At 62.9% G+C, this 21270-nt stretch carries 18 protein-coding genes; 13 read left to right on the top strand and 5 right to left on the bottom strand.

Going from position 1 to position 21270, the window contains the following annotated elements; translation table 11 throughout:
* Window positions 1-22: 22 nt before the first annotated feature.
* The 3 genes from AC0L2H_RS14120 to AC0L2H_RS14110 are packed head-to-tail and all read right to left on the bottom strand — an operon-like array spanning window position 23 to window position 2828.
* Window positions 23-1093: an ABC transporter substrate-binding protein gene (locus AC0L2H_RS14120; RefSeq protein ID WP_473590795.1), complete on the bottom strand. Its 1071-nt coding sequence runs from the start codon at window positions 1091-1093 to the stop codon at window positions 23-25.
* Window positions 1078-1953: an ABC transporter permease gene (locus AC0L2H_RS14115; RefSeq protein WP_473590794.1), complete on the bottom strand. Its 876-nt coding sequence runs from the start codon at window positions 1951-1953 to the stop codon at window positions 1078-1080. The genes AC0L2H_RS14120 and AC0L2H_RS14115 overlap by 16 nt, the downstream gene beginning before the upstream one ends.
* On the bottom strand, window positions 1950-2828 hold the full coding sequence (locus AC0L2H_RS14110; RefSeq protein ID WP_473590793.1) for an ABC transporter permease: 879 nt from the start codon (window positions 2826-2828) through the stop codon (window positions 1950-1952). The genes AC0L2H_RS14115 and AC0L2H_RS14110 overlap by 4 nt, the downstream gene beginning before the upstream one ends.
* A gap of 397 nt (window positions 2829-3225) precedes the next feature.
* Here AC0L2H_RS14110 and AC0L2H_RS14105 point away from each other — a divergent pair, with 397 nt between their 5' ends.
* The 5 genes from AC0L2H_RS14105 (at window position 3226) to AC0L2H_RS14085 (ending at window position 8587) form a co-directional block, all read left to right on the top strand.
* Window positions 3226-4383, top strand: a complete 1158-nt coding sequence (locus tag AC0L2H_RS14105) for a fumarylacetoacetate hydrolase family protein (protein WP_473590792.1) — start codon at window positions 3226-3228, stop codon at window positions 4381-4383.
* A gap of 280 nt (window positions 4384-4663) precedes the next feature.
* The gene (locus AC0L2H_RS14100) at window positions 4664-5596 is read left to right on the top strand and encodes a sugar ABC transporter substrate-binding protein (protein ID WP_473590791.1); all 933 of its coding nucleotides are present in this window, start codon (window positions 4664-4666) and stop codon (window positions 5594-5596) included.
* 115 nt (window positions 5597-5711) lie between these two features.
* A complete protein-coding gene (locus AC0L2H_RS14095) occupies window positions 5712-6698 on the top strand; it encodes an ABC transporter permease (RefSeq protein WP_473590790.1) in 987 nt (328 codons plus the stop codon).
* 3 nt (window positions 6699-6701) lie between these two features.
* A complete protein-coding gene (locus tag AC0L2H_RS14090; RefSeq protein WP_473590789.1) occupies window positions 6702-7496 on the top strand; it encodes an ATP-binding cassette domain-containing protein in 795 nt (264 codons plus the stop codon).
* Between the two features lie 68 nt (window positions 7497-7564).
* Window positions 7565-8587: a LacI family DNA-binding transcriptional regulator gene (locus AC0L2H_RS14085; protein WP_473590788.1), complete on the top strand. Its 1023-nt coding sequence runs from the start codon at window positions 7565-7567 to the stop codon at window positions 8585-8587.
* A gap of 273 nt (window positions 8588-8860) precedes the next feature.
* Here AC0L2H_RS14085 and AC0L2H_RS14080 read toward each other — a convergent pair whose 3' ends face one another.
* Window positions 8861-9442, bottom strand: a complete 582-nt coding sequence (locus tag AC0L2H_RS14080; protein ID WP_473590787.1) for a TetR/AcrR family transcriptional regulator — start codon at window positions 9440-9442, stop codon at window positions 8861-8863.
* 263 nt (window positions 9443-9705) lie between these two features.
* Between AC0L2H_RS14080 and AC0L2H_RS14075 the strand changes: the two genes are divergently transcribed.
* The 3 genes from AC0L2H_RS14075 to AC0L2H_RS14065 are packed head-to-tail and all read left to right on the top strand — an operon-like array spanning window position 9706 to window position 14320.
* Window positions 9706-9966 (top strand): hypothetical protein, encoded by a 261-nt coding sequence (locus tag AC0L2H_RS14075; protein ID WP_473590786.1) that lies wholly within the window; start codon window positions 9706-9708, stop codon window positions 9964-9966.
* On the top strand, window positions 9960-13148 hold the full coding sequence (locus tag AC0L2H_RS14070) for an efflux RND transporter permease subunit (protein ID WP_473590785.1): 3189 nt from the start codon (window positions 9960-9962) through the stop codon (window positions 13146-13148). Before AC0L2H_RS14075 ends, AC0L2H_RS14070 begins: the two co-directional genes overlap by 7 nt.
* 17 nt (window positions 13149-13165) lie before the next feature.
* Entirely contained in the window at window positions 13166-14320 is a 1155-nt protein-coding gene (locus AC0L2H_RS14065) for an efflux RND transporter periplasmic adaptor subunit (RefSeq protein ID WP_473590784.1), read from the top strand.
* A gap of 9 nt (window positions 14321-14329) precedes the next feature.
* On the opposite strand, the gene AC0L2H_RS14060 is transcribed toward AC0L2H_RS14065, so the two are convergent.
* Window positions 14330-15268: a LysR substrate-binding domain-containing protein gene (locus tag AC0L2H_RS14060; protein ID WP_473590783.1), complete on the bottom strand. Its 939-nt coding sequence runs from the start codon at window positions 15266-15268 to the stop codon at window positions 14330-14332.
* A gap of 106 nt (window positions 15269-15374) precedes the next feature.
* Between AC0L2H_RS14060 and AC0L2H_RS14055 the strand changes: the two genes are divergently transcribed.
* The 5 genes from AC0L2H_RS14055 (at window position 15375) to AC0L2H_RS14035 (ending at window position 21207) form a co-directional block, all read left to right on the top strand.
* Entirely contained in the window at window positions 15375-16166 is a 792-nt protein-coding gene (locus tag AC0L2H_RS14055; RefSeq protein WP_473590782.1) for a HalD/BesD family halogenase, read from the top strand.
* 109 nt (window positions 16167-16275) lie between these two features.
* Window positions 16276-16968: a GntR family transcriptional regulator gene (locus AC0L2H_RS14050; protein ID WP_473590781.1), complete on the top strand. Its 693-nt coding sequence runs from the start codon at window positions 16276-16278 to the stop codon at window positions 16966-16968.
* A gap of 34 nt (window positions 16969-17002) precedes the next feature.
* Complete coding sequence (locus AC0L2H_RS14045; protein WP_473590780.1) at window positions 17003-18109, top strand: mandelate racemase/muconate lactonizing enzyme family protein; 1107 nt, start codon at window positions 17003-17005, stop codon at window positions 18107-18109.
* Between the two features lies 1 nt (window position 18110).
* Complete coding sequence (locus AC0L2H_RS14040) at window positions 18111-19295, top strand: mandelate racemase/muconate lactonizing enzyme family protein (protein ID WP_473590779.1); 1185 nt, start codon at window positions 18111-18113, stop codon at window positions 19293-19295.
* 247 nt (window positions 19296-19542) lie between these two features.
* Window positions 19543-21207 carry an ABC transporter substrate-binding protein gene (locus tag AC0L2H_RS14035; protein WP_473590778.1) on the top strand — a complete coding sequence of 555 codons (1665 nt, stop codon included), beginning with the start codon at window positions 19543-19545 and terminating at the stop codon, window positions 21205-21207.
* The last annotated feature ends 63 nt before the right edge of the window (window positions 21208-21270 follow it).

Genomic DNA, 21270 nt, shown 5'->3' with positions numbered 1-21270 from the left:
AAGAGGAGAAGGAAGAGCGAACTCAGCCGCCCGCCTTGACCTTCTCGAACATCTTGGCAAGTTCGTCATTCTGTTTCATCGGCCCGGTGAAGACGGTGGTCTTCAGCATCACTTCTGGATCGGACGGCAATTGCAGCTTGTCCAGTTCCTCCTTAGGCACAGCGGCGAAGGCCGAACTGGTCGAGCTGCCATAGCCATAGGCCTGGATCAAATATTTGCCCGAATCCGTTTCCAGCCGGCTGTTGATGAAGTCATAGGCAAGGTCGACGTTCTTGGCATCCTTGAGCATAACGAAGCCGCAGGCCCAGGTCAGCATGCCTTCCTTCGGCTTCATGAACTCCACCGGCACGCCCTGCTTCTTCAGCGAAGTGGCCGACGCGTTCCAGGTCATGGCGGCTACCAGCTGGCCGCTGGCCAGCGCCTGTTCGACCGAGGTCATGTCGGTGGTGTAGTTCGAAAGCAGCGGGCGTTGCTCGCGCAGCTTTTCCGCCACCTTGTCCATCTGCTCAGGCGTCATGTCGAACGGATTGACGCCGGCCAGAAGTGCCGCCACCACCGGCGTGTCGTGCACGGCGTCGATGGTTGCCATGCGACCGGCATATTGCTTGTCCCAGAGCAAGCTCCAGCTCGCTTCCGGGTTCTTCACCAGATCGGTGCGGTAGAGGATCGAGGTGTTGCCCCAGTCCCACGGCACCATCCAGACCTTGCCGTCGCCGGCTTGCAAATCGGGCAGGTTCTTGAAGACGGGGAAGATCGAATCCCAGTTCTTGATGCGCTTGGTGTCGATCGGCTGTAGCAGGCCTTCCTTGTTCCAGCGCGCCACCTTGTCGTAACAGGGATGAGCGACATCGGGGCGGAAGCCGGCCTTGACCTTGGTGAAGGCGTCGTCATCGTCGCCGAACATCGAGGCCTCGACGCCATCGGGGTGTGCTGCGAGGAAGCTCTTGTTGAAGTCGGGCAGTTCATAGCCCGACCAGGTGAAATATTGCAGCTTGTCGCCCGCGAACGCCACGGTCGACGAAAGCGCCAGCGCCAGCGCGGCCAATCCGGCGCGGGCTCTCTTTCCACTTATCGATTTCAGGTCGAATGCCATTGCAGTTCTCCTCTCTCGGTTTGTTGTGGTTTGGGCAGGTCGGCGGGCACCGGCCGCTGAGCGGCGAGCCCGCGATGGCGCAGGATTTCGGCAAGTGCTGCGATGACGACGGACACGACCAGGATCGCCGTACCCAGCGCCATGACGGTCGGCAGCGATTTCGGGAAGCGCAACTGACTCCAGATGTAGAGCGGCAGCGTCGGCTCGGTGCCGGCAAGGAAGAAGGCGACGATGAACTCGTCGAACGAGGTCAGGAAGGCCAGCATGAAGGCCGAACCTATCGCCGGCAGGCTGAGCGGCAGCATGACCCGCCGGAAGGTCGTCCAGTCCGACGCGCCGAGATCGAGCGCTGCCTCGCGGATGGTCTTGGGGATGGCGGCGAAGCGGCTCCTCATGATCACCACCGTCGTTGGCAGCGCCACCAATATGTGGCCGAGTACGATGGCAATGCGTGATGGGCCAAAGCCAATGAGATTGACCAGGATCAGCAGCGATATGCCGACGATGACGCCGGGGATCAGGATCGGCAGCCGGGCAATGGCGCTGATGGTGGCAGCAAGCGGCGAGCGGCCATAGAGGTCCATGTAGGACACGGTGATGCCGCAGAGCGTCGCGCCGGTGGCGGCAATGGCGCCGATGACGAGACTGTTGGCAAGCGCGCCAGACAGGGCCGAATTGCCGACCAGCGTTCCATACCATTGAAGCGTGAAGCCCTGCAGCGGAAACGCTGCCTGGATCGAATCGTTGAAGGAAAACAGCGGGATCAGCAAAACCGGCAAATAGAGAAATACCAGATAGGCAAGAACGTAGACGCCGAGCCAGCCGCCGCCTTCCTCTGCGTTGGTGCGCGCCGCGCTCATGTCCGGCTGCCGAATCTGCGGTCGGCGAAGCGCACGACCAGCACCACGGCGAGGATCACCAGCATGACGGCGACCGACAGTGCCGCGCCAAACGGCCAGTCATTGGCCTTGCCGAACTCGGCCTGGATCAGCGTGCCGATCATGGTGCTGGCCGGGCCGCCGACCAGCGCCGGCGTCACATAGTCGCCGACCGTCGGCACGAAGACGACGAGGGCCGCCGCCAGCACGCCCGGCATCGAATTCGGCAAAACCACCCGGCGAAAGCTGGTGAAGGGTCTGGCGCCGAGATCGGACGCGGCTTCGAGCAGCGATTTCGGGATGGTGTCCAGCGCCACATAGATCGGCAGGATGGCGAAAGGCGCATAGGCATGGGCGAGCGTGACGACGACGGCTGCCGGCGTGTTGAGGAACGCCAAGGTCGGCTCCGACCAGATGCCGCTTTCGATCAGCGCCGAGTTCAGCACGCCATTATAGGCCAGCACGATCTTCCAGGCGAAGACGCGCAAGAGATAGCTGGTCCAGAACGGCAGCGTCACCAGGAACAGCAGCAGGCCGCGCCGCCGCCCGGCGTGGAAGGCCAGGTAGTAGGCGACGGGATAGGCGGTGACGACGGTGGCTAGCGTCACCAGAGCGGCGATGGTCAGCGAGCGCAGCGTCACCGTCCAGTACAGGGGATCGGTTAGAACCGTAGCAAAGTTTGCAAGCGTAAAACCGCTGCCCAGCAGCGCACCGTCATTGCCGCGAAAGGCGAGGAAGAGCACGAGGCCGAGGGCGAACAGGATCAGCAAGAAGGTGACCAGTCCGCCCGGCAGCAGCATAGCCAACCGGAAACCCGGCGAGGTCCGCGGTGGCTCAGTTGCAACGAAGGTCGACATCGGACGGCCAATCGGGTTTTGAAATCGACTAAACTTTTTTCATATTCATGAAACTGTCAAGCCGATTCAGCAACAGCTTAACAAGTCCACATGGAGCGGACGGCGCGATGCGCTTGGCATGCAGCGCGCTGGCAGCCGCTGTGGCGAGCCTGTCGAACGCGTCCAGTCGACGAGGATAGCGATTTCATGCTTTTGAAATATGCGTTCTGGCTTGGTCATTGGCGCACGCCATAATCGATTGAGGTCCAGGGGCGCTGAGACCGCCAGATAACAAAGCTCGCCTTGAGGACGGGATAGACCTTTGGCAGGAATTTGTTGAAAGTGCCGCCCGGCCAAGCCAGCCCGGCGCGACGAGGACAACTGCCGTGGCAGGACGAGACATAGAGGAGTTTGAACCATGACCAACCCGACGCACCTGCCCGCCGAGGGCATCTTCATCGGCCGCGCCAGGACGAGCGATGCGTCGCATCCGCTGGTGGTCACGGCTCGCGACGGCACGGTCTTCGACATCACGTCGAGCGCCGCGCCGACCGTACGCGACATCTGCGAGATGGCGGATCCCGCCGGACACGTGCGCTCGGCCAAGGGCAGAGCGGTCGGCTCGCTGGACGCGATCGCCGCCAACAGTTTCCAGGCCGTGCGTGATCCGGCACAGCCATACCTGCTCTCCCCCGTCGACCTGCAAGCGGTGAAGGCGTCGGGCGTCACCTTCGTCGTATCCCTGCTCGAACGCGTCATCGAGGAGCAGGCGCGCGGCTCGGCGGAGAAGGCCGACGCCATTCGCGCCGACATTGCCGGGCTGATCGGCCATGATCTGTCGAAGCTCAAGCCCGGTTCGCCGGAGGCGATGGAGATCAAGGCCAAGCTGATCGCGCGCGGCGCCTGGTCGCAATATCTGGAAGTGGGCATCGGCCCGGATGCCGAGATCTTCACCAAGTGCCAGCCGATGGCGTCAGTTGGCTTTGGCGCCGATGTCGGCCTGCATCCGGTGTCGACATGGAACAATCCCGAACCCGAGATCGCGATGATCGCGGCCAGCAGCGGCAGGATCGTCGGCGCCACGATCGGCAACGACGTCAATCTGCGCGATGTCGAAGGGCGCTCGGCGCTGCTGCTCGGCAAGGCCAAGGACAACAACGCCTCGGCCTCGCTTGGGCCATTCATCCGGCTGTTCGACGCGACATTTTCCATCGATGACGTGAAGCAGGCCATCGTGCGGCTGAAGGTCGAGGGCGAGGACGGGTTTTCGCTGGAGGGCGCCAGCTCGATGGCGGAGATCAGCCGCTCGCCCGAAGAGCTGGTCGCGGCCGCGATGGGGCCGCATCACCAATATCCCGACGGCCTGGCGCTCTATCTCGGCACCATGTTCGTGCCGTCGAAGGATCGCGGCGAAAAGGGCAAGGGTTTTACGCACAAGGTCGGCGACATCGTCACCATCTCGTCGGAGAAATTCGGCGCCCTGGTCAACCGCGTGCGGCTGTCGCCCGACTGCCCGCACTGGACCTACGGCGCCAGCCATTTGATGCGCGACCTTGCCAAAGCCGACCTCATCTAGTTCCGCCGCCAAGGCGGCAAATCTTTGCGATGGGCGTGCGAGGCTGTTGAGGCATCCACTGCGCACCGCCCGCCCGGAAATATCAGCCGAACTGATGCAATCTGATGGGAATGCTGATGGCGCCATGCCTTGCGCCAACATCCTTTGGTGGATGGAGGCTTGCCATCGACCGGAAAAGGGAATGCTGTTGCGACGTCCGGATCGGCGATGACAGGAGGCACGGTCAGGGCTTTGCCCGGATCGGCCGATGTGGAGGTCACTTTCAATGGGAGGAAATCAAATGCTGACAAGACTACGACTGCTTGTATTCGGCTTGATCATGGCGCTGGCCATTCCGGCGGCGGCACAGGCCAAGACCTTCTACTGGGTCTCGCATGGCGGTCCTGCCGACCCGGTCTGGACCTATTTCCTCGCCGGCGCCAAGCAATGGGCGACGGATACTGGCAATACCGTCAACACCTCGTTCCACAATGGCGACGTGGCGTCCCAACAGGAGGCCGTCCGCGCGGCGATATCGGCCAAGGCCGACGGCATCGTCACCACCAGCCCCGATCCGGGCAGCCTTGTCGAGATCGTCAAGGAAGCTCGCGCGGCGAACATCCCGATCATCAACTTCAACACGCCCGACCCGAAGGCGGATTTCAACGCCTATGTCGGCGGCGACAACGTCACCTTCGGCAAGCATTGGGCGCAGTATCTGGTCGACAAGGGTCTGGTGAAGAAGGGCGATTTCGTCTGGATGCCGGTCGAGATTCCCGGCGCCACCTATGGCGTTCAGGAAGAGGAAGGCATCAAGAGCGTCTTCGAGCCGCTCGGCATCACCTATGAAATCACTGAAGCGACGCTCGACCAGGCCGAAGTGATCAACCGCATGGTCGACTACCTCACCGCCAACAAAGCCAAGGTCAAGGCGATCATCGGCCTCGGCGATCTGGTCACCGGCTCGATCAAGCGGGTGTTCGACCAGGTCGGCGTCAAGCCGGGCGAAATCCCGGTCGTCGGTTGGGGCAACTCGCTCGACACCACCCAGGAAGTGCTGAACGGCTATGTCAATGCTGCGCAGTGGCAGGATCCGCAGGCGACCAGCTATGTGGCGCTCTCGCTGGCCAACATGGCCGCCAGCGGCATTCCGCCAGGCTTCGACGTGATCACCGGCGCGCTCTACGAGAAGGACACCGCCGAGGTTTACGACAAGATCCTGGCCGGCAAGTAATCCGCAATAGGACAGTCGCGATCGCACCTGCGGTCGCGACTATCCTTTCCTTTCGCCGAGGCTGCCGGATGCGGCGCAAGCCCTCAGCCAATTCCACTCATTTCGCGGGTCCAAGGTGGAAAATCATTCCCTCATCCAACGCCTGATCGCGCGGCCCGAATTCGGTCCTCTGGTGCTGCTGGTCGTCGAGATCGCCGTCTTCTGGAGCATCAACCCGAGCTTCCTGTCGCCGCAGAACATCTCCAACACGCTGGCCTTCACGGTCGAGCTCGGCCTGATCGCGCTGGCGATGACGCTGCTGATGACGTCTGGCGAATTCGACCTCTCCGTCGGATCGGTATTCGGCTTCTCGCCGGTGTTGATGTGGACCCTGTTCAACAGCGGCGTCACCTCGCTGGAAATGGGCTTTCTCATCGCGCTGGTGGCTGCGGCCTTCATCGGGCTGGTCAATGGCTGGTTCGTCACGCAGCTCAAGATCCCATCCTTCCTGGTGACGCTGGGCATGCTGCTTGTCGTGCGCGGCACCGCCCTGTTCGTCACCGACGGCTTCCCGCAGCGGACCTGGAGCGCCGAAGGCAGCTGGCTCGCGGAAGCGCTGGTCGGCGATTTCTTCATCGGGCCGTTCCGCATCTACATGTCGCTGTTCTGGTTCATCGCCGCGGCAATCGCGCTCGGCTATGTGCTGACGCAGAGCCGGACCGGCAACTGGATCCAGGCGGCGGGCGGCAACCCCAGCGCGGCCAGGGCGCGCGGCGTCAATGTCAGCGGTGTCAAGATCGGCCTGTTCATCCTGTCGTCGATGATGGCCTCGCTTGCCGGCGTCATCTCCTCGCTGCGCACCTCGGCGGCCAATCCCAACAGCGGCACCGGCTACGAGCTCGAAGTCATCGCCATGGTGGTGATCGGCGGCACCGCGCTGACCGGCGGGCGCGGCACCATCATCGGAACCGTGCTCGGCATCCTGATCCTGCGCGTCATGCGCAACGGCATCGTGCTGATCGGCGTGCCCGGCCTTGCCTACAACATCTTCATCGGCGCCATCATCCTCGGCATGATGGCGCTCCACTCATGGCTGGAACGCCGGCATCAGGCAGGGACGTGAACCATGGCCGAACCGCTTGTCCGCATGGAAAACATCCGCAAGTCCTACGGGCGCGTGCAAGCGCTGGTGGACGCCAATTTCCAGGTCAATGAAAGGGAGATCGTCGGGCTGCTCGGCGACAATGGCGCCGGCAAGTCGACGCTGATCAAGGTGCTGTCGGGTGCGGTTCCGCTGACCAGCGGCGACATCTTCATCCGCGGCAAGAAGGTCAACTTCCGCAGCACCAGCGACGCCATCGCCCATGGCATCGAGACGATCTACCAGGACTCGGCGCTGGTCACGCAATTGTCGATCGCGCGCAATCTGTTCCTCGGGCGCGAGCCGATCAAGCCACCGCGCTTCCTCAACCGGATGGATCAGGAGGCGATGAATCTGGTCGCCCGCGACCTCTTGAAACAGGTCGGCATCTCCAAGAACATCCCGCCGACGACGCCGATCGGCTCGCTCTCCGGCGGCGAACGGCAGGCGGTGGCGATCGCGCGGGCCATGCATTTCGACAGCGACCTCATCATCCTCGACGAGCCGACCAACAATCTCGGCGTCGCCGAGACGCAAGGCGTGCTGAGTTTCGTGCGCAGCGCCCGCGATTCGGGCCATTCCTGCATCTTCATCGCCCACAACATCCACCACGTCTTCCAGGTGGTCGACCGCATCGTCGTCATGCGCCGGGGCAAGGTGGTTGCCGATGACATCGACCCGAAGAAGACCAGCGTTGCCGAAGTCGAGCGGGTCATCACCGGCATGTCCGACAAGGAGATTCGCGACGCCATCGCCGAAGGCAAGCATTCGGGAGCCTGATCAGCTTAGAGAGAGCCGGCTAGCCGCATGTCTGGCACGGGATCGCATCCGCTCCTATGACTGGGACCATGAAAGCCACCGTTTCGGATATCGCCAGGAGCTGCGGGCTGTCGACCGCGACGGTCGACCGGGTACTGAACAACCGGCCGGGCGCAAGTGCGGCCAACCGGCAGCGCGTGATGGAAGCGGCCAAGCAGCTCGGCTACCTGCCGGTCGTCGACCAGGTGGCGCTGCCGTCGCGGCCGGCGCATCTCGAATTCTTCCTGCCGATCGGCTCCAACGCCTTCATGATGGATCTGGCGAGGCACATCGAAGACTATGCGGCGCGCCTGCCGCTGGTCGCCTCATGCCGGATCCACAACCTCGCCGGCATCTCGCCCGGAGCATTGCAGGCGGCGATCGAAAACCTCTCGCTCAGGGCGAACGGCGTCGGCGTCATCGCCATCGACCACCCGCGAACGCGCAACATCCTGCGCGCGATCGTCGAGGCCGGCATCCGCCTTGTCACGCTGGTGTCCGACGTGCCAGGCGCGCCCCGATCGGCCTATGTCGGCATCGACAACCGCGTTGCGGGCCGCACTGCTGCCTTGTTGATGGGACGCTTCCTCGCTGGACGCCCGGGTCATCTGGCAATAGTCGTCGGCTCACGCTCCTATCGCGGGCACGAGGAGCGCGAAATGGGCTTTCGCTCGGTGCTGAGCGAGGAATTCCCCAACCTGACCGTCACCAGCGCCGTCGAGATCAATGACGAGCCCGATATCAGCTACACCGCGACGATGCAGGCACTGCACAACGAGCCGGAGCTGCTCGGCATCTATTGCGTCGGCGCCGGCCGCTCGGGCGTGGCTAAGGCCTTGCTGGAAGCCAGGCCGCAGAAGAAGCCGGTGTTCATCTGCCATGATTTGACGCGGGCAACACGCGGCTATCTCGTCGACGATTTGCTCGATGTCGTCATCGACCAGAATGCGCGGCTGATCGCCGAGCAGTCGGTCATTGGCCTGCTCGGCTCGATTGCGTCCTCGGCGCCTTATCTGACCCGAAAATTCATCGAGCCGCGGCTGATCTTTAGGGAAAACGTCCCGGTGCTATGAAGCCTTTTCGGCTTCGGAGCACAGGCGCTACCGCAAATATGCACATCTGCTATGCATCTTTCGCAGTTGCCGAATCGTTAGGCAGTCCGTAAGTTCATAGCTGTCGGCCATCTACTCCTCCCAGATGCGATGCCGGCCTAGAATTCGGTGCACCTCCTCCCGCACCGCGTTCGAAATCAAGCCCGCTGCCACCTCCTCCCGGCAGCGGGCTTTTTTTATTTTCGTCCCGGGAGATGTAGTCTGCGCCAAGAACCAGGGGGCGAACGCAGAACCCTATCGCGCCTTGAACGACGCGATCAGGCCTTCGGCCATGCGCACGAATTGCGCGCTGGGGCCTTCGGCGCCGACGCTTTGCAGGCTGACACGGGCGCCCTCAAGCAGTAGCGATAGCGTGTCGGCAAGCAGCTCGGCCTGGCCGACGCCGGCCTCCCGGCACAAATTCACCAGGCGTTCGCGCTGGGCTTCCTTGAGTTCCTTGATTACGCGCCTTGCCGGATGATCGGTCTCACTCAACTCGATGGCGGCATTGGCCATGTCGCAGCCGCGGCTGTCGGAGCTGAGCATCTGGGCGGCCTTGCGAACCCAGGCATGCAGTTGCGCGAGCTTGTCGCCAGGGTACTCAGCCTCGAATGCGTCCCACATCGCACCGGCCTTGCATGCGGTGGCACGCAGGCACTCGATGATCAGATCGTCCTTGGATTCGAAGTGACGATACAGCGTCATCTTGTTGGTGCCGGCGGCTTCGGTGATGGCGTCGACGCCGACGCCCTTGATGCCATGCTTGTGGAACATGTCCTGAGCCGTCTCCAGGATTCGATCCCGGGGGCGAACGCGTTCCGAAATGCCGTCTGCCATCTCAGTCTCCTTGGCTCCCTAAGAGTGGGGGCTCCCTAAAAATTCAGCACACCTCTTGACTAGGGTGTTACCGGTCTGTAACGTCATGAATGTTACTTACTGGTAACACCTATCTTGCACCCCGTCAACAATTGGCATCGCCGTTGGGCACAGCCGGGACGGAACCGGGGCAAGGAAACTGACCGTCATGCGGCTTCGGCCGGTGAGAACGACAAAACGATTCGCGATCATTCGATGCGAATCGCCAGCAAGGAGCCGCTTCGATGTCGCAGCGCAAGGATTTGACCATCGACGAAGCCATCCGGGATCCGATGATCCGGCTGGTGATGAAGGCGGACCGCGTCGACCCGCGCGCATTCGAGAGGATGCTGCGGTCGCTGGCGGACGAGCAGCATCCGGGCCGCAAGGCGCCGCCCTCCCATTTTCCGGGAGATGCGGGATCCGGGCATGGCCGACAGTTGTCCAGGATCGCCAAGGCATTTGGTGAAGCAAAAGCATTTAACGAGGCGTGCGTTTCATGGTGAACTATTTTATCCACCGTCCGATCTTTGCATCGGCGATCGCCATCATCATGGTGCTCGCCGGGACGATCTGTTATTTCCTGCTGCCGGTCTCGCAGTTTCCCGACATCACCCCGCCTCAGGTCGTGGTCAGCGCCCAATATCCCGGCGCCAGCGCGCAAGTCGTCGCCGACACCGTCACGACGCCGCTCGAACAGCAGATCAATGGCGTGCAGGGCATGACCTACATGTCGTCGTCGAGCTCCAATGACGGCTCCTCGACGATCACCATCACCTTCGAGGTCGGCTATTCGCTCAGCACCGCCGCCGTCGATGTCCAGAACCGGGTGTCGCAGGCGGCATCCTCGCTGCCGGCGATCGTCAACCAGGGTGGCGTGACGATCAAGAAGCAGAACCCGAATTTCGTGCTGATCGTCAACCTCACCTCGCCCGACAGCTCCGTCGATCCGGTGGCGCTCAGCAACCTCGCCTACCTGCAGGTGGTCGATCCGCTGAAGCGGCTGCCCGGCGTCGGCGACGTGCAGATCTTCGGCGAGCGGCGCTATTCGATGCGTGTATGGCTCGACCCCGACAAGCTCGCCAATCTCGGCATCACCGCCGTCGATGTGCAGAACGCCATCGCCGAACAGAACGTCCAGGTGGCGGCCGGCAAGATCGGGCAGTCGCCGGCGCCGGCCGGCACGGCCTTCGAAATGCAGGTCAACGCAGTCGGCAGATTGAGCGATCCCAAGGAATTCGGCGACATCGTCGTGCGTGCAGACGCCGCAAGCGGCTCGCTCGTGCGACTGCGCGATGTTGCGCGCATCGAACTCGGCGCCCTGCAATATTCGTCGTCGGCCTTCTTCGGCAAGGATCCGACCGTGGTGCTCGCGGTCTACCAGATGCCGGGTTCGAACGCGCTCGATTTGCAGCAGCGCGTCAAGGACAAGATGCAGGAACTGTCGGGCCGTTTCCCGAAGGGTGTCAGCTACGCCATGCATTACGACACGACCCGCTTCGTCTCGGCTTCAATGCATGACGTGCTGGTCACGCTCGGCGAGGCGCTGGTGCTGGTTGTCGCCGTGGTGTTCATCTTCCTGCAGAGCTGGCGCACCACGATCATCCCGACGATCGCCATTCCCGTGTCGCTGGTGGCGACGCTGGTCGTCATGTACATGTTCGGCTTCTCGCTCAACATGCTCAGCCTGCTCGGCATGGTGCTGGCGATCGGCCTCGTCGTCGACGACGCCATCGTCGTGGTCGAGAATGTCGAACGACAGCTCGAGGCGGGTCTCAAACCGCTGGCCGCCACGCGCGCGGCGATGGCCGAGGTCACAGGCCCGATCATTGCCACGACCGCCGTGCTGATGGCGGTGTTCGTGCCGGTCGCCTTCATCCCCGGCGTCTCCGGCCGTCTCTACAACCAGTTTGCCCTGACGGTGGCGATCTCCTTCGGCATCTCCGCCTTTGTCTCGCTGACGCTAACCCCGGCGCTCAGCGCCGCCTTCCTGCGTCACCGCGGGGAAACGCAATTCGCGCCGTTCCGCTGGTTCAATGCGGGGTTCGAATGGCTGTCGCACGCCTATGCCCATGGCGTGGGCATCCTCATCCGCCTGCGCTGGATCATGCTCGGGGTGTTTGCGGCCGGACTTGTCGCGACCTATTTCGTCTGGCAGAAGCTGCCCTCGACCTTCCTTCCGGTCGAGGATCAGGGCTATTTCTTCGTCGTCATCCAATTGCCCGACGGAGCGTCGCTGGAACGCACTGACGCTGTAGCCCGCAAGGCACGCGACATCCTGCAGAGCACGCCCGGCGTCGATATCGTCGGCTCGATCAGCGGCTTGAACTTCCTGACCAGTGCCGCCCAATCGAACTCGGCGGTGGAATTCGCCATCCTGAAGCCATGGGAAGAACGCGGCCCTGACCAGAGCGCTTCGAAGCTCGTCGCCGACGTGCGCGGCAAGCTGATGCAGATTCCGGAAGCCTTCGCGCTGAGCTTCGACCCGCCTTCGATCCCGGGCATCGGCACGACCGGCGGTTTCGAATTCCAGGTCGAGGATCTGACCGGCCGCGGCAGCGCCGCCCTCAACGACGCTACGCAAGCCGTGCTCGCCGAGGCGCGCAAGCAGCCCGAGCTCAATCCGCAGCAATTGTTCTCGTCGTTCTCGACCTCGACGCCGCAGTTCAACTACGACCTGGACCGCAACAAGGCGAAGCTGCTGGGCTTGAGCCTGCCTGACGTGTTCAACACGCTGCAGATTTATCTCGGCTCGCTCTATGTTAACGATTTCAATCTGTTCGGCCGCACGTTTCGCGTGACGATTCAGGCTGACAAGGATGCGCGCGCCGGTGCCGCCGATATTTCGCGGCTCTATGTGCGCAACGCCGCCGGCGGCATGGTGCCGTTGAGCACGCTTGGCAAGCTGGTGCCGATCGTCGGTCCGGAAACCGTGCCGCATTACAACAACAATGCGTCGGCCCTGATCAATGGCGGTGCGGCACCCGGCTTTTCGTCCGGCCAGGCAGTGGCAGCCATGGAACGCGCCGCCGCCACGGCCCTGCCGAGGGATTTCGGCTACGAATGGACTGGCATCACCTATCAGGAGCTCAAGGCCGGCTCGATCGCCTCGATTGTTTTCGGTCTCGCCATGATCTTCGTCTTCCTGATCCTGGCCGCCCAGTATGAGAGCTGGGCCATGCCCTTCATGGTCCTGCTCGCGGTGCCGCTTGCCCTGTTCGGTGCATTTGTCGCCTTGTTGGTGCGTGGCATGCAGATCGACGTCTATTCGCAGATAGGCTTCGTCATGCTGATCGGCCTGGCGGCGAAGAACGCCATTCTGATCGTCGAGTTTGCGCGTCGCCGACGTGAGGAAGGCCTGAGCATCGTCGACGCCGCAATGGAAGCGGCGCGGCTCAGGCTGCGGCCGATCCTGATGACCGCCTTCGCGTTCATCCTTGGCGTGCTGCCGCTGATGTTCTCGACAGGTGCTGGTGCGGCGAGCCGTCAGTCGATCGGCACCACCGTCTTTGGCGGCATGGTCGCGGCGACGATCCTGTCGCTGGTGTTCGTGCCGGTCTTCTATGCGGTGATCGAGCAACTGCGCGAGCGCCGTGGGCAGAGCGGACCCGCCGCCGAACATGAACAAGACAATGTTGAACCGACTGCCGAACCAACGCCCGTGCGCTTGGCGGAAGCGGCCGAATAGGATTGGAGACATCAATCATGCGTAAATGGAAAATCGCGTTGGGAGCGGCTGTCGCGCTGGGAGCGATCTCGATGGCGAGCGTTCACCTGCTCGACATGGGCAATCTCAGCCTCAATGCCGGCACAGCGTCCGCGACGCCTGCTCCGGCGGCCTTCGTCATGCCGGTGCCGGTGGTGAGCGTGGTCAAGAAGACGATCCCGATCTATCTCGACTATGCGGCCCGGGTGGAGTCCATCCGCAGCATCACGCTGCAGGCACGCGTGCCGGGCTATCTCGAGGAGCAGGCCGCGGATGACGGCAGCGACGTCAGCAAAGGCGATCTTCTCTACAAGATCGCGCCGCAGGATTTCGAGGCGGCGCTTGACCAGGCGAAGGCCCAGGTCCAGCGCGACACGGCAACGGTGGACTATGCACGCTCCAATCTCGGCCGCGGCACCGAACTCGCCAAGAGCGGTTACCTCGCCAAGGACAGTTTCGACCAGCGCACCAGCACCTTGCGCGAAGCCCAGGCCTCGCTGGCGGTGAACCAGGCCGCCGTGCGGACCGCCGAGCTCAATCTTGGCTATACTGAAATCCGTGCCCCATTCGCCGGGCGCATCGGCCGCAACCAGGCCTCGGTCGGCACGCTGGTCAGCGTCGCCGGCACCGTGCTCAACACGCTGGTGCAGCTCGATCCGATCTACGTCACCTTCAATCCGAGCGAAACCGATCTGGCGCAGCTCGAGGAAGCCCGGGCCGCCGGACCGGTCGATGTCGATGTCCTGCTTCCCGGCGACACGGAGCCGCGCCAGAAGGGCCAACTCACCTTCATCGACAATACGATCGATCATTCGACCGGCACCATCACGGCAAGGGCGACGATCGGCAATGCGAAGTTCACTCTGCTGCCTGGCCAATATGTGCGTGTGAGGCTGCATATCAAGCAGCAGCCCGATGCGCTGATGGTGCCGCAGGTCGCGCTGGGCTCGAGCCAGCTCGGCAAATACCTCTACGTGCTCGGCAAGGGCAACACTGTCGACCAGCGCATCGTCTCGCTCGGACCGGTCAATGGCGATCAGGTGGCCATCCTGAGCGGCGTTGCCGAAGGCGACCAGGTAATCACCGGCAATCTGCAGAAGATCGGACCGGGAATGCCGGTTTCGCCGCTGCCACAACAGAAACCGGCCACCTGATAACCCCCATCAGACCCGGTCCTGTGGCGCCCTCGACCCCCACGTCGTGGGCGCCGTTTTGCTGAGCAGTTCGACCAGACCGGCAACGTCGGCGCGCTCGGCCTTGGCGGGAGCCATGAAGGCGCAATAGGGCTGGCCGAGGCGGACCGAAACGGACGAAAGTGCGACCAGCCGCCCGGCTTCCAGATCGGCACGGGCCATGACCCGCTGGCCAAGCGCAATGCCGAGACCCAGCCTCGCCGCTGATATCGCCAGGCTTGACAGGCCGACGCGACGCCCGTGCGAGGGATCGGGCGCTCGGCTTCCTCCTGACGCCGCGAACCAGTCCGCCCAGCTTGGGTGCGAGGCATAGTTCGGGCCCCAATTGGTGTGGATGAAAAGACTTTCATGCACTTCGGCCAGGCCGGAGGCGCCGCTGTTGTGACGCTGCCAGAAATCAGGCGCCGCGATCGGCAGCACATCATCATGGACAAGGCGGACCATCCTGAGTGCCGGATAGTGATAGTCGCCATAACTGACGCGCAGGTCGATGTTCTGGCGCACGACATCGACAGGATCGTCCTCGACGCGGACGTCGATCGCCATTTGCGGAAAGGCATCGAGCAGCACGGCCAGCCGCGGTGCCAGCCACAGTTCGGCCAGCGAAAACGGCACGCTGACGACAAGACGCGTCCTCAAGCCTCCTTCCAGCATGCGCCGGCCAATGGCCGCGATGTCACCCAAAGCGCGCGCGGTCTGCGGGTAGATCGCATGGCCGGCATCGGTCAGCGCGATGCGGTTGCCGGTGCGCACGAACAGCTGCTTGCCGAACCAGTTCTCCAGATTGCGGATCTGCTGGCTGACCGCCGCCGACGACACGCCGAGCTCCGTGGCGGCCAGCGTGAAGCTGCCGGCGCGCGCCGCGACCTCGAAGGCCCGCACCGCATTCAGCGGCGGGAGTTTTTCCATGCTCGCCCCTCGTCCCATAGTTTTCCTTATGCAACCCTAACAATTTTGCGCGTTGAGAGAAAGATTTCCTTGCTGTCTAGTCGGCGCAGGATTTCACGAGGACGCGATGATGAAAGACATTCTCGACCTGGACCGCTATCCGCTCGACCGCGAGGGCAGCCCCGAATGGCAGCGGCTGGTGGAGGCCTCCGCCGCCGCTCTGGCAACCGACGGCATGTTCAACCTCGAGGGCTTCCTGCGCCCGGGCATTGCCGAGCGGGCCGCCTCTGAAATCCGGCCGGTGATGGATACACGATCGCATGTGCACAAGCGCATGCACAACATCTACTTCAAGCCTGAGATTCCGGAGCTGGCGCCCGACCATCCGGCGCTGCGCAAGGTCGAGACGATCAGCCACACGGTCTGCGCCGACCAGATCCCGGACAGCACCGTGCTTGCCATTTACGAGTACGAGCCGCTGCTGCGCTTCCTGGCGGCGGCAATGGGCAAGCCGCGTCTGCACGTCATGCAGGATCCCCTCGCCCGCACCAATGTCATGGCCTATCGCGCCGGCGAAGCGCTGAACTGGCACTTCGACCGCTCGGAGTTCACCACGACACTTCTGCTGCAGGCCGCCGAGCGCGGCGGCGACCTCGAATACCGCACCGATCTGCGCTCCGACGACAATCCGAATTACGACGGCGTGGCCAGGCTGCTCGAAGGACGCGATCCCGAGGCGAAGATCCTGCGCATGAAGGCCGGCACGCTGAACGTCTTCCGCGGCAAGAACACCGCGCATCGCGTCACCACCGTCGAAGGTAAGCGCGAACGCATGATCGCGGTGTTTTCCTACTACGAGAAGCCGGGGGTGATGTTCAGCGACGAAGAGCGCGTCGGCTTCTATGGTCGGGCAGCCTGAGGCGCGCCTGACTGTCAAACGCCTGAATGAGTGTGCAATCCAGAAAACAACCTCTTGTTAGATTGTCGACAATCTGCTTGTCTGGCTTCGGTTCCTCTGGAGTGGCCGAATGGGCAAGCTGGATTTCAGTCCGATCGCGGATACGACACGCAGGGCCGAGATCGTGGCGCTGCTGCGGCGTGCGATCCTGACCGGCCAGCTCGAACCGGGGCAGAAGCTCAACGAACTCAGGATCGCCGAACAGATGCGGGTCAGCCGCGCGCCGCTGCGCGAGGCGATGCGCGAGCTGGTGCAGGAAGGCATATTGACCAGCATTCCCTATGCGGGAACCTTCGTCATCGACGTCACCGCCAAGGATATCGACGATGCCTATTCGCTCAACAAGGTGCTCGACGAATTCGCCATCGAACTGACCTGGAAGCTCCGCGACCAGCGCTTCTTTGACGATCTCGACCGGCGCCACGAGGCGGTGAAGCAGGCGACACGCGACCTCGACACCACCCGCCAGATCGAAACCGCATTGCAATTGCACGGCCTCATCTACGAATGGGCCGACAATTCGGTGCTGCTGGAGACCTGGCAGCGGCTGACCAGCCGGCTGCAGATGTATTTTGCCCTGCATCAGCGGGCACGCAACGAGCCGGTGCCATCGGAAGACGTGCACGAGACCTATGTACGGCTGCTCAAGGGCAGCGACATGCGCGCCGCCCAGCGCCATGCGCGCGAGCATATCGACCTCGATTTCGAAGAGCTTCTCGCCTACGCGCGCAGCCTCGAAAAGCGTTCGTCGAAAGGCGTTTGACCATCCCGAACTCTTGCTGACAACGGACCGCAACGTGCAGATCAAAACCATCAAGGCCTATCATGTCGTGCAGCCCTTCGTGGACGGGCCCTACCGCATGTCAAAGGGGCGCGTTGCCGACGCTTTCGACGCGGTGATCGTCGCCATCACGTCCGACAGCGGACTCACCGGCTGGGGCGAGATGGCGCCGCTCGGCAATTTCTACTCGCCAGCGTTCGCGGCGGGTGTTCGCGCCGGGGTCGTCGAAATCGCGCCGCACCTGCTGGGTCAAGAGCCGCGTGGCTTGGCCAGCATTGGCCGGCTGATGGACACGGTGTTCAAGGGCCATCCCTACATCAAGTCGGCGCTGGACATGGCCTGCTGGGATCTGGCGGCGCGTGCCGCCGATGTGCCGCTGGTCACGCTGCTTGGGGGCCAAGAGAGCGAGACGGCCGAACTCTACAAGGTGGTCACCCATGGCACGGTCGATGAAATGGCGGCACTCGCCAGGCGTATCGTCAAGGACGGGTTCCACCGGCTGCAGGTCAAGGTCGGCGGCAATGTCCATGACGATATCGAGCGCGTCAGCGCCGTCGCGGCTTCGGTGCCGAAGGGCACCGTCATCTTCTGCGACGCCAATGCCGGCTGGACGCCCTATCAGGCGCGCCAGTTCGCGGATGCAACACGCGCCATCGACTACACATTCGAGCAGCCTTGCACGACGATCGACGAGAACATGTCGGTGCGCCGCTCGCTGGACAAACCGATGGTGCTCGACGAATCCGTCGCCTCGCTGGACGACATGCTCGAGATCCACCGCAAGGGCGCGGCCGACGGCCTGACGCTGAAGATCTCGCGGCTGGGCGGCGTGACGAAGACACGCCAGATCCGCGACATCGCCGTCGACCTCGGCTTCATGATCACCGTCGAGGACACCGGCGGCGCCGAGATCGACACAGCAGCCATGGCGCATCTGTCGCTGTCGACGCCGCAGGAGCGCCGGCTGCATGCCATTGCCTTCCACGAATGGGTGACGGTGCGCACCGCATCGAACATGCCGCCGGTCACTGGCAGCCGCATGGGCATCCCGGATGGGCCGGGCCTCGGCATCGATGTCGTTCCCGACCTGCTTGGCAGACCCTTCTTCGCGGTCGGCAGTTGAGATGAAGATTCGCCGTATCCAGGCCACACCGATAAACCTCCGTCTGGAGGCGCCCTACGCCTGGGTGTTCGGCGAACTCGACGGGTTTTCGCAAACCATCGTCGAAGTCGAGACCGAGGACGGGCTGATCGGCCTTGGCGAAGCGCCGACGCCGGCCGCCGCGGCGATCATCAATGACAATCTTGCGGCTCGATTGATCGGCCGCGACGCTTTCGACATCGCCGGCGCCGAAGAGGTCTGCCTGCCCTATTGGACCGGCGTACAGTCAATCAACGACCGCAGCCGGATCATGGCCTTCGGCGCCATCGAAATGGCGCTGTGGGACCTGCGCGGCAAGGCGTGGCGGCAGCCGCTCTACCAGTTGCTCGGCGGCGCTGTGCGCAAGGACATTCCCTTTACCGACTATTTCTCGCTGCGCGGCGATGGACCTGAGGTGAAGGGCGAGAAGACACCGGAACAAGTCGCCGATTATTGCGTCCAACTGCATGAGACGCATGGCACGACCTTCTTCGAAGGCAAGTTTTCGACCGGGGATACGAAGCTCTCGCTGAAGATGGTGGAACTGATCCGCCAAAAACTCGGTGACGAGGCGATGATACGGATCGATTCCAACCAGGCCTATTCGCTGGCGACGGCCAGGCGGCTGGCGCGGCCATTGGAAGAGCTCGGCGTGCGCAACTGGGAAGACCCGGTGGCGACCATCGAGGAGATGCGCGAACTGCGCCGCCACTGTTCAATCCCGTTCTCCACCCACAATATCGACATTGCGCGCGCCATGGAGATCAAAGTGCCGGATGCTTTCGTCGGCAATCCGACGGTGCATGGCGGGATCGGCCGCATGCTGCGCTTCGTCGGCGCCTGCGAGCACGCAGGCATCGATTTCTGGTGCTACAGCGGCGACAGCGGCGTCGGCAGCGCCGCCTATCTGCATCTGTGCGCCGCACTTGGCTGGATCAGGGAGCCTAACCAGTCGCTGTTTCGTATGCTGCCGATGGATGTCATCGAGGAAGGGCCGTTTTCGCCGAGGAATAATGTCGTGCGGGTGCCCGAAGGCCATGGCCTTGGCGTCACCCTGTCGCGTGAAAACCTCGCCGCCTGCCATCGCGACTTCACCGAGAACGGGCCGTGCAACAAATATCATGACCCGGCAAAGCCTGGGACCTACCGGCGCCTGCCGTTGAACTAGGGCCGTTGAACTAGGAGTGATCACACGAACCGACAGGAGACAGCTAAAACAGGAAAAGCCGCTGCCACGAATGGGAATGAACAGGTGGAAACAGTGCCTTAAGAAAAACCGGCTCCTCCGCCGCAAGGACGGGATGGACCAGCCAAGACCGCATGCTACAGTCTCGACAGACCTCGTTGACGGCCGGGATACGGAGAACATCCAGGAATTCGTCAATCCAGAGAACACAGGGGAAAGGGTAGAACCCATGAGCAAGAACTATCGCATTCTCGATCTGATCCGGCGCAGTCGTTCGCCGCTTGAAAACCACCTCATCGACGGCCTGGTCGACGGCAGGGTCAGCCGCCGCGACTTCATTCGCCATGGCAGCCTGCTCGGCCTGTCGCTGCCGCTTCTGGGCGGCATCAGTGCTGCCGCCGGCCTGGGCGCCATGCCGACCCTCGCGCGCGCCCAGGGCGCGCCTGGCGCCACCATACGCGTGGCGAGCAGCGTGCCCGCCGCAGCCATCGATCCCGTCACCATCGCCGACGCCGGCGGCCTAGTGATCCTGCAGCAGGTTGCCGAATTCCTCTGCATCGACGGCCCGGATTTGGTGCTCAAGCCTGCCCTGGCCGAAAGCTGGAAGCCGAACGACACCGGCACGGTGTGGACCTTCACGCTGCGCAAGGGCGTCAAATTCCACAGCGGCGGCGAGATGAAGGCGGAGGACGTGGTGGCCAGCATTGACCGGCTCGCCGATCCGGCCAATTCGTCCAACGCGCTGTCGGTGTTCAACGGCATCCTGCAGAAGGGCGCCACCAAGAAGGTCGACGACTACACCGTCGAATTCCACCTCGACGCGCCGAACGGCAATTTCCCTTACATGCTGTCGTCGGACAATTACAACGCCGTCATCATCCCGGCGAGCTACAAGGGCGACTACGAGAAGAGCTTCGACGGCACCGGGCCGTTCAAGCTGGAAAAGTACACGCCGAAGGTCGGCGCGTCGTTTGTCCGCAACGACGATTACTGGGGCGAGAAGGCGCTGCCGGAGCGCACCGAGTTCACCTTCTTCGCCGACATGCAGCCAATGATCCTGGCGCTGCAGGGCGGCCAGGTCGATATCATCAACCAGCTTCCGGTGTTGGCCGGCGTCGCGTTGCTCAGCGATCCGAACATCGACATCATCAGCTTGAAATCGGTCGCGCACCAGCAGTTGCATCTCCAGTGCGACGCCGAGCCGTTCAAGGATGCGCGCGTACGCCGCGCCATTGCGCTCAGCCTCGACCGTAATAAGCTGGTCGCCGGCCTGATGAAGGGCCGCGCCGTGGCTGGCAATGACAGCCCGTTCGCCGCCGCCTACCCCTCGACCGATCCGACGGTACCGCAACGCCAGCAGGATATCGCGCAGGCCAAGCAGTTGATGGAAGCCGCCGGCGCCGGCAAGGGTTTCAAGGTGACGCTGACCACCGAGCGCTATCTGGAAATCCCCGAATATGCCCAGCTCATCCAGAACGCGGTCAAGGAGATCGGTATCGAACTGGAGCTCAACATCCTCGATCAAAGCGCCTATTACGGCGATGCGGTGTTCGGCAAGTCGAACTGGCTGGATTCAATGATGGGCATCACCGACTACGGTCATCGCGGCGTGCCGAATGTCTTCCTTGCCGCACCGCTGAAGAGTGACGGCACCTGGAATGCGGCGCACTTCAAGAACAAGGACTACGACACGCTGGCGACCAGCTACATCGCGGCCCTCGATCTCGAAGCGCAAAAGGCTGACGCCGGCAAGATCCAGAAGCTGCTGCTCGAGGAAACGCCTGTTATTTTCGGCTATTTCTACGACTATCTGACGGCGACCACGAAGGGCCTGACCGGCGTGCAGCCGACCGCCATGTCGCAGCTATTCCTGGAAAAGGCCGCGAAGGCCTGATCGGGAGAGAAGAACAATCCTCTAATAGCCGGCTGTCCACGGAGAGCCGGCTCCAACGGGAGT

The sequence above is a fragment of the Mesorhizobium sp. WSM4871 genome (genome assembly GCF_055811295.1).
The sequence above is the reverse complement of the archived record's forward strand: the minus strand, read 5'-3'. Positions and strand labels throughout refer to the sequence as shown.

Coding starts and splice junctions, on each gene's coding strand:
- AC0L2H_RS14090 (WP_473590789.1), top strand. CDS start 6,702: ATGGCCGAACCGCTTGTCCGCATGGAAAACATCCGCAAGTCCTACGGG.
- AC0L2H_RS14060 (WP_473590783.1), bottom strand. CDS start 15,268: ATGGAAAAACTCCCGCCGCTGAATGCGGTGCGGGCCTTCGAGGTCGCG.
- AC0L2H_RS14120 (WP_473590795.1), bottom strand. CDS start 1,093: ATGGCATTCGACCTGAAATCGATAAGTGGAAAGAGAGCCCGCGCCGGA.
- AC0L2H_RS14070 (WP_473590785.1), top strand. CDS start 9,960: ATGGTGAACTATTTTATCCACCGTCCGATCTTTGCATCGGCGATCGCC.
- AC0L2H_RS14105 (WP_473590792.1), top strand. CDS start 3,226: ATGACCAACCCGACGCACCTGCCCGCCGAGGGCATCTTCATCGGCCGC.
- AC0L2H_RS14085 (WP_473590788.1), top strand. CDS start 7,565: ATGAAAGCCACCGTTTCGGATATCGCCAGGAGCTGCGGGCTGTCGACC.
- AC0L2H_RS14080 (WP_473590787.1), bottom strand. CDS start 9,442: ATGGCAGACGGCATTTCGGAACGCGTTCGCCCCCGGGATCGAATCCTG.
- AC0L2H_RS14110 (WP_473590793.1), bottom strand. CDS start 2,828: ATGTCGACCTTCGTTGCAACTGAGCCACCGCGGACCTCGCCGGGTTTC.
- AC0L2H_RS14075 (WP_473590786.1), top strand. CDS start 9,706: ATGTCGCAGCGCAAGGATTTGACCATCGACGAAGCCATCCGGGATCCG.
- AC0L2H_RS14100 (WP_473590791.1), top strand. CDS start 4,664: ATGCTGACAAGACTACGACTGCTTGTATTCGGCTTGATCATGGCGCTG.
- AC0L2H_RS14065 (WP_473590784.1), top strand. CDS start 13,166: ATGCGTAAATGGAAAATCGCGTTGGGAGCGGCTGTCGCGCTGGGAGCG.
- AC0L2H_RS14055 (WP_473590782.1), top strand. CDS start 15,375: ATGATGAAAGACATTCTCGACCTGGACCGCTATCCGCTCGACCGCGAG.
- AC0L2H_RS14040 (WP_473590779.1), top strand. CDS start 18,111: ATGAAGATTCGCCGTATCCAGGCCACACCGATAAACCTCCGTCTGGAG.
- AC0L2H_RS14050 (WP_473590781.1), top strand. CDS start 16,276: ATGGGCAAGCTGGATTTCAGTCCGATCGCGGATACGACACGCAGGGCC.
- AC0L2H_RS14035 (WP_473590778.1), top strand. CDS start 19,543: ATGAGCAAGAACTATCGCATTCTCGATCTGATCCGGCGCAGTCGTTCG.
- AC0L2H_RS14115 (WP_473590794.1), bottom strand. CDS start 1,953: ATGAGCGCGGCGCGCACCAACGCAGAGGAAGGCGGCGGCTGGCTCGGC.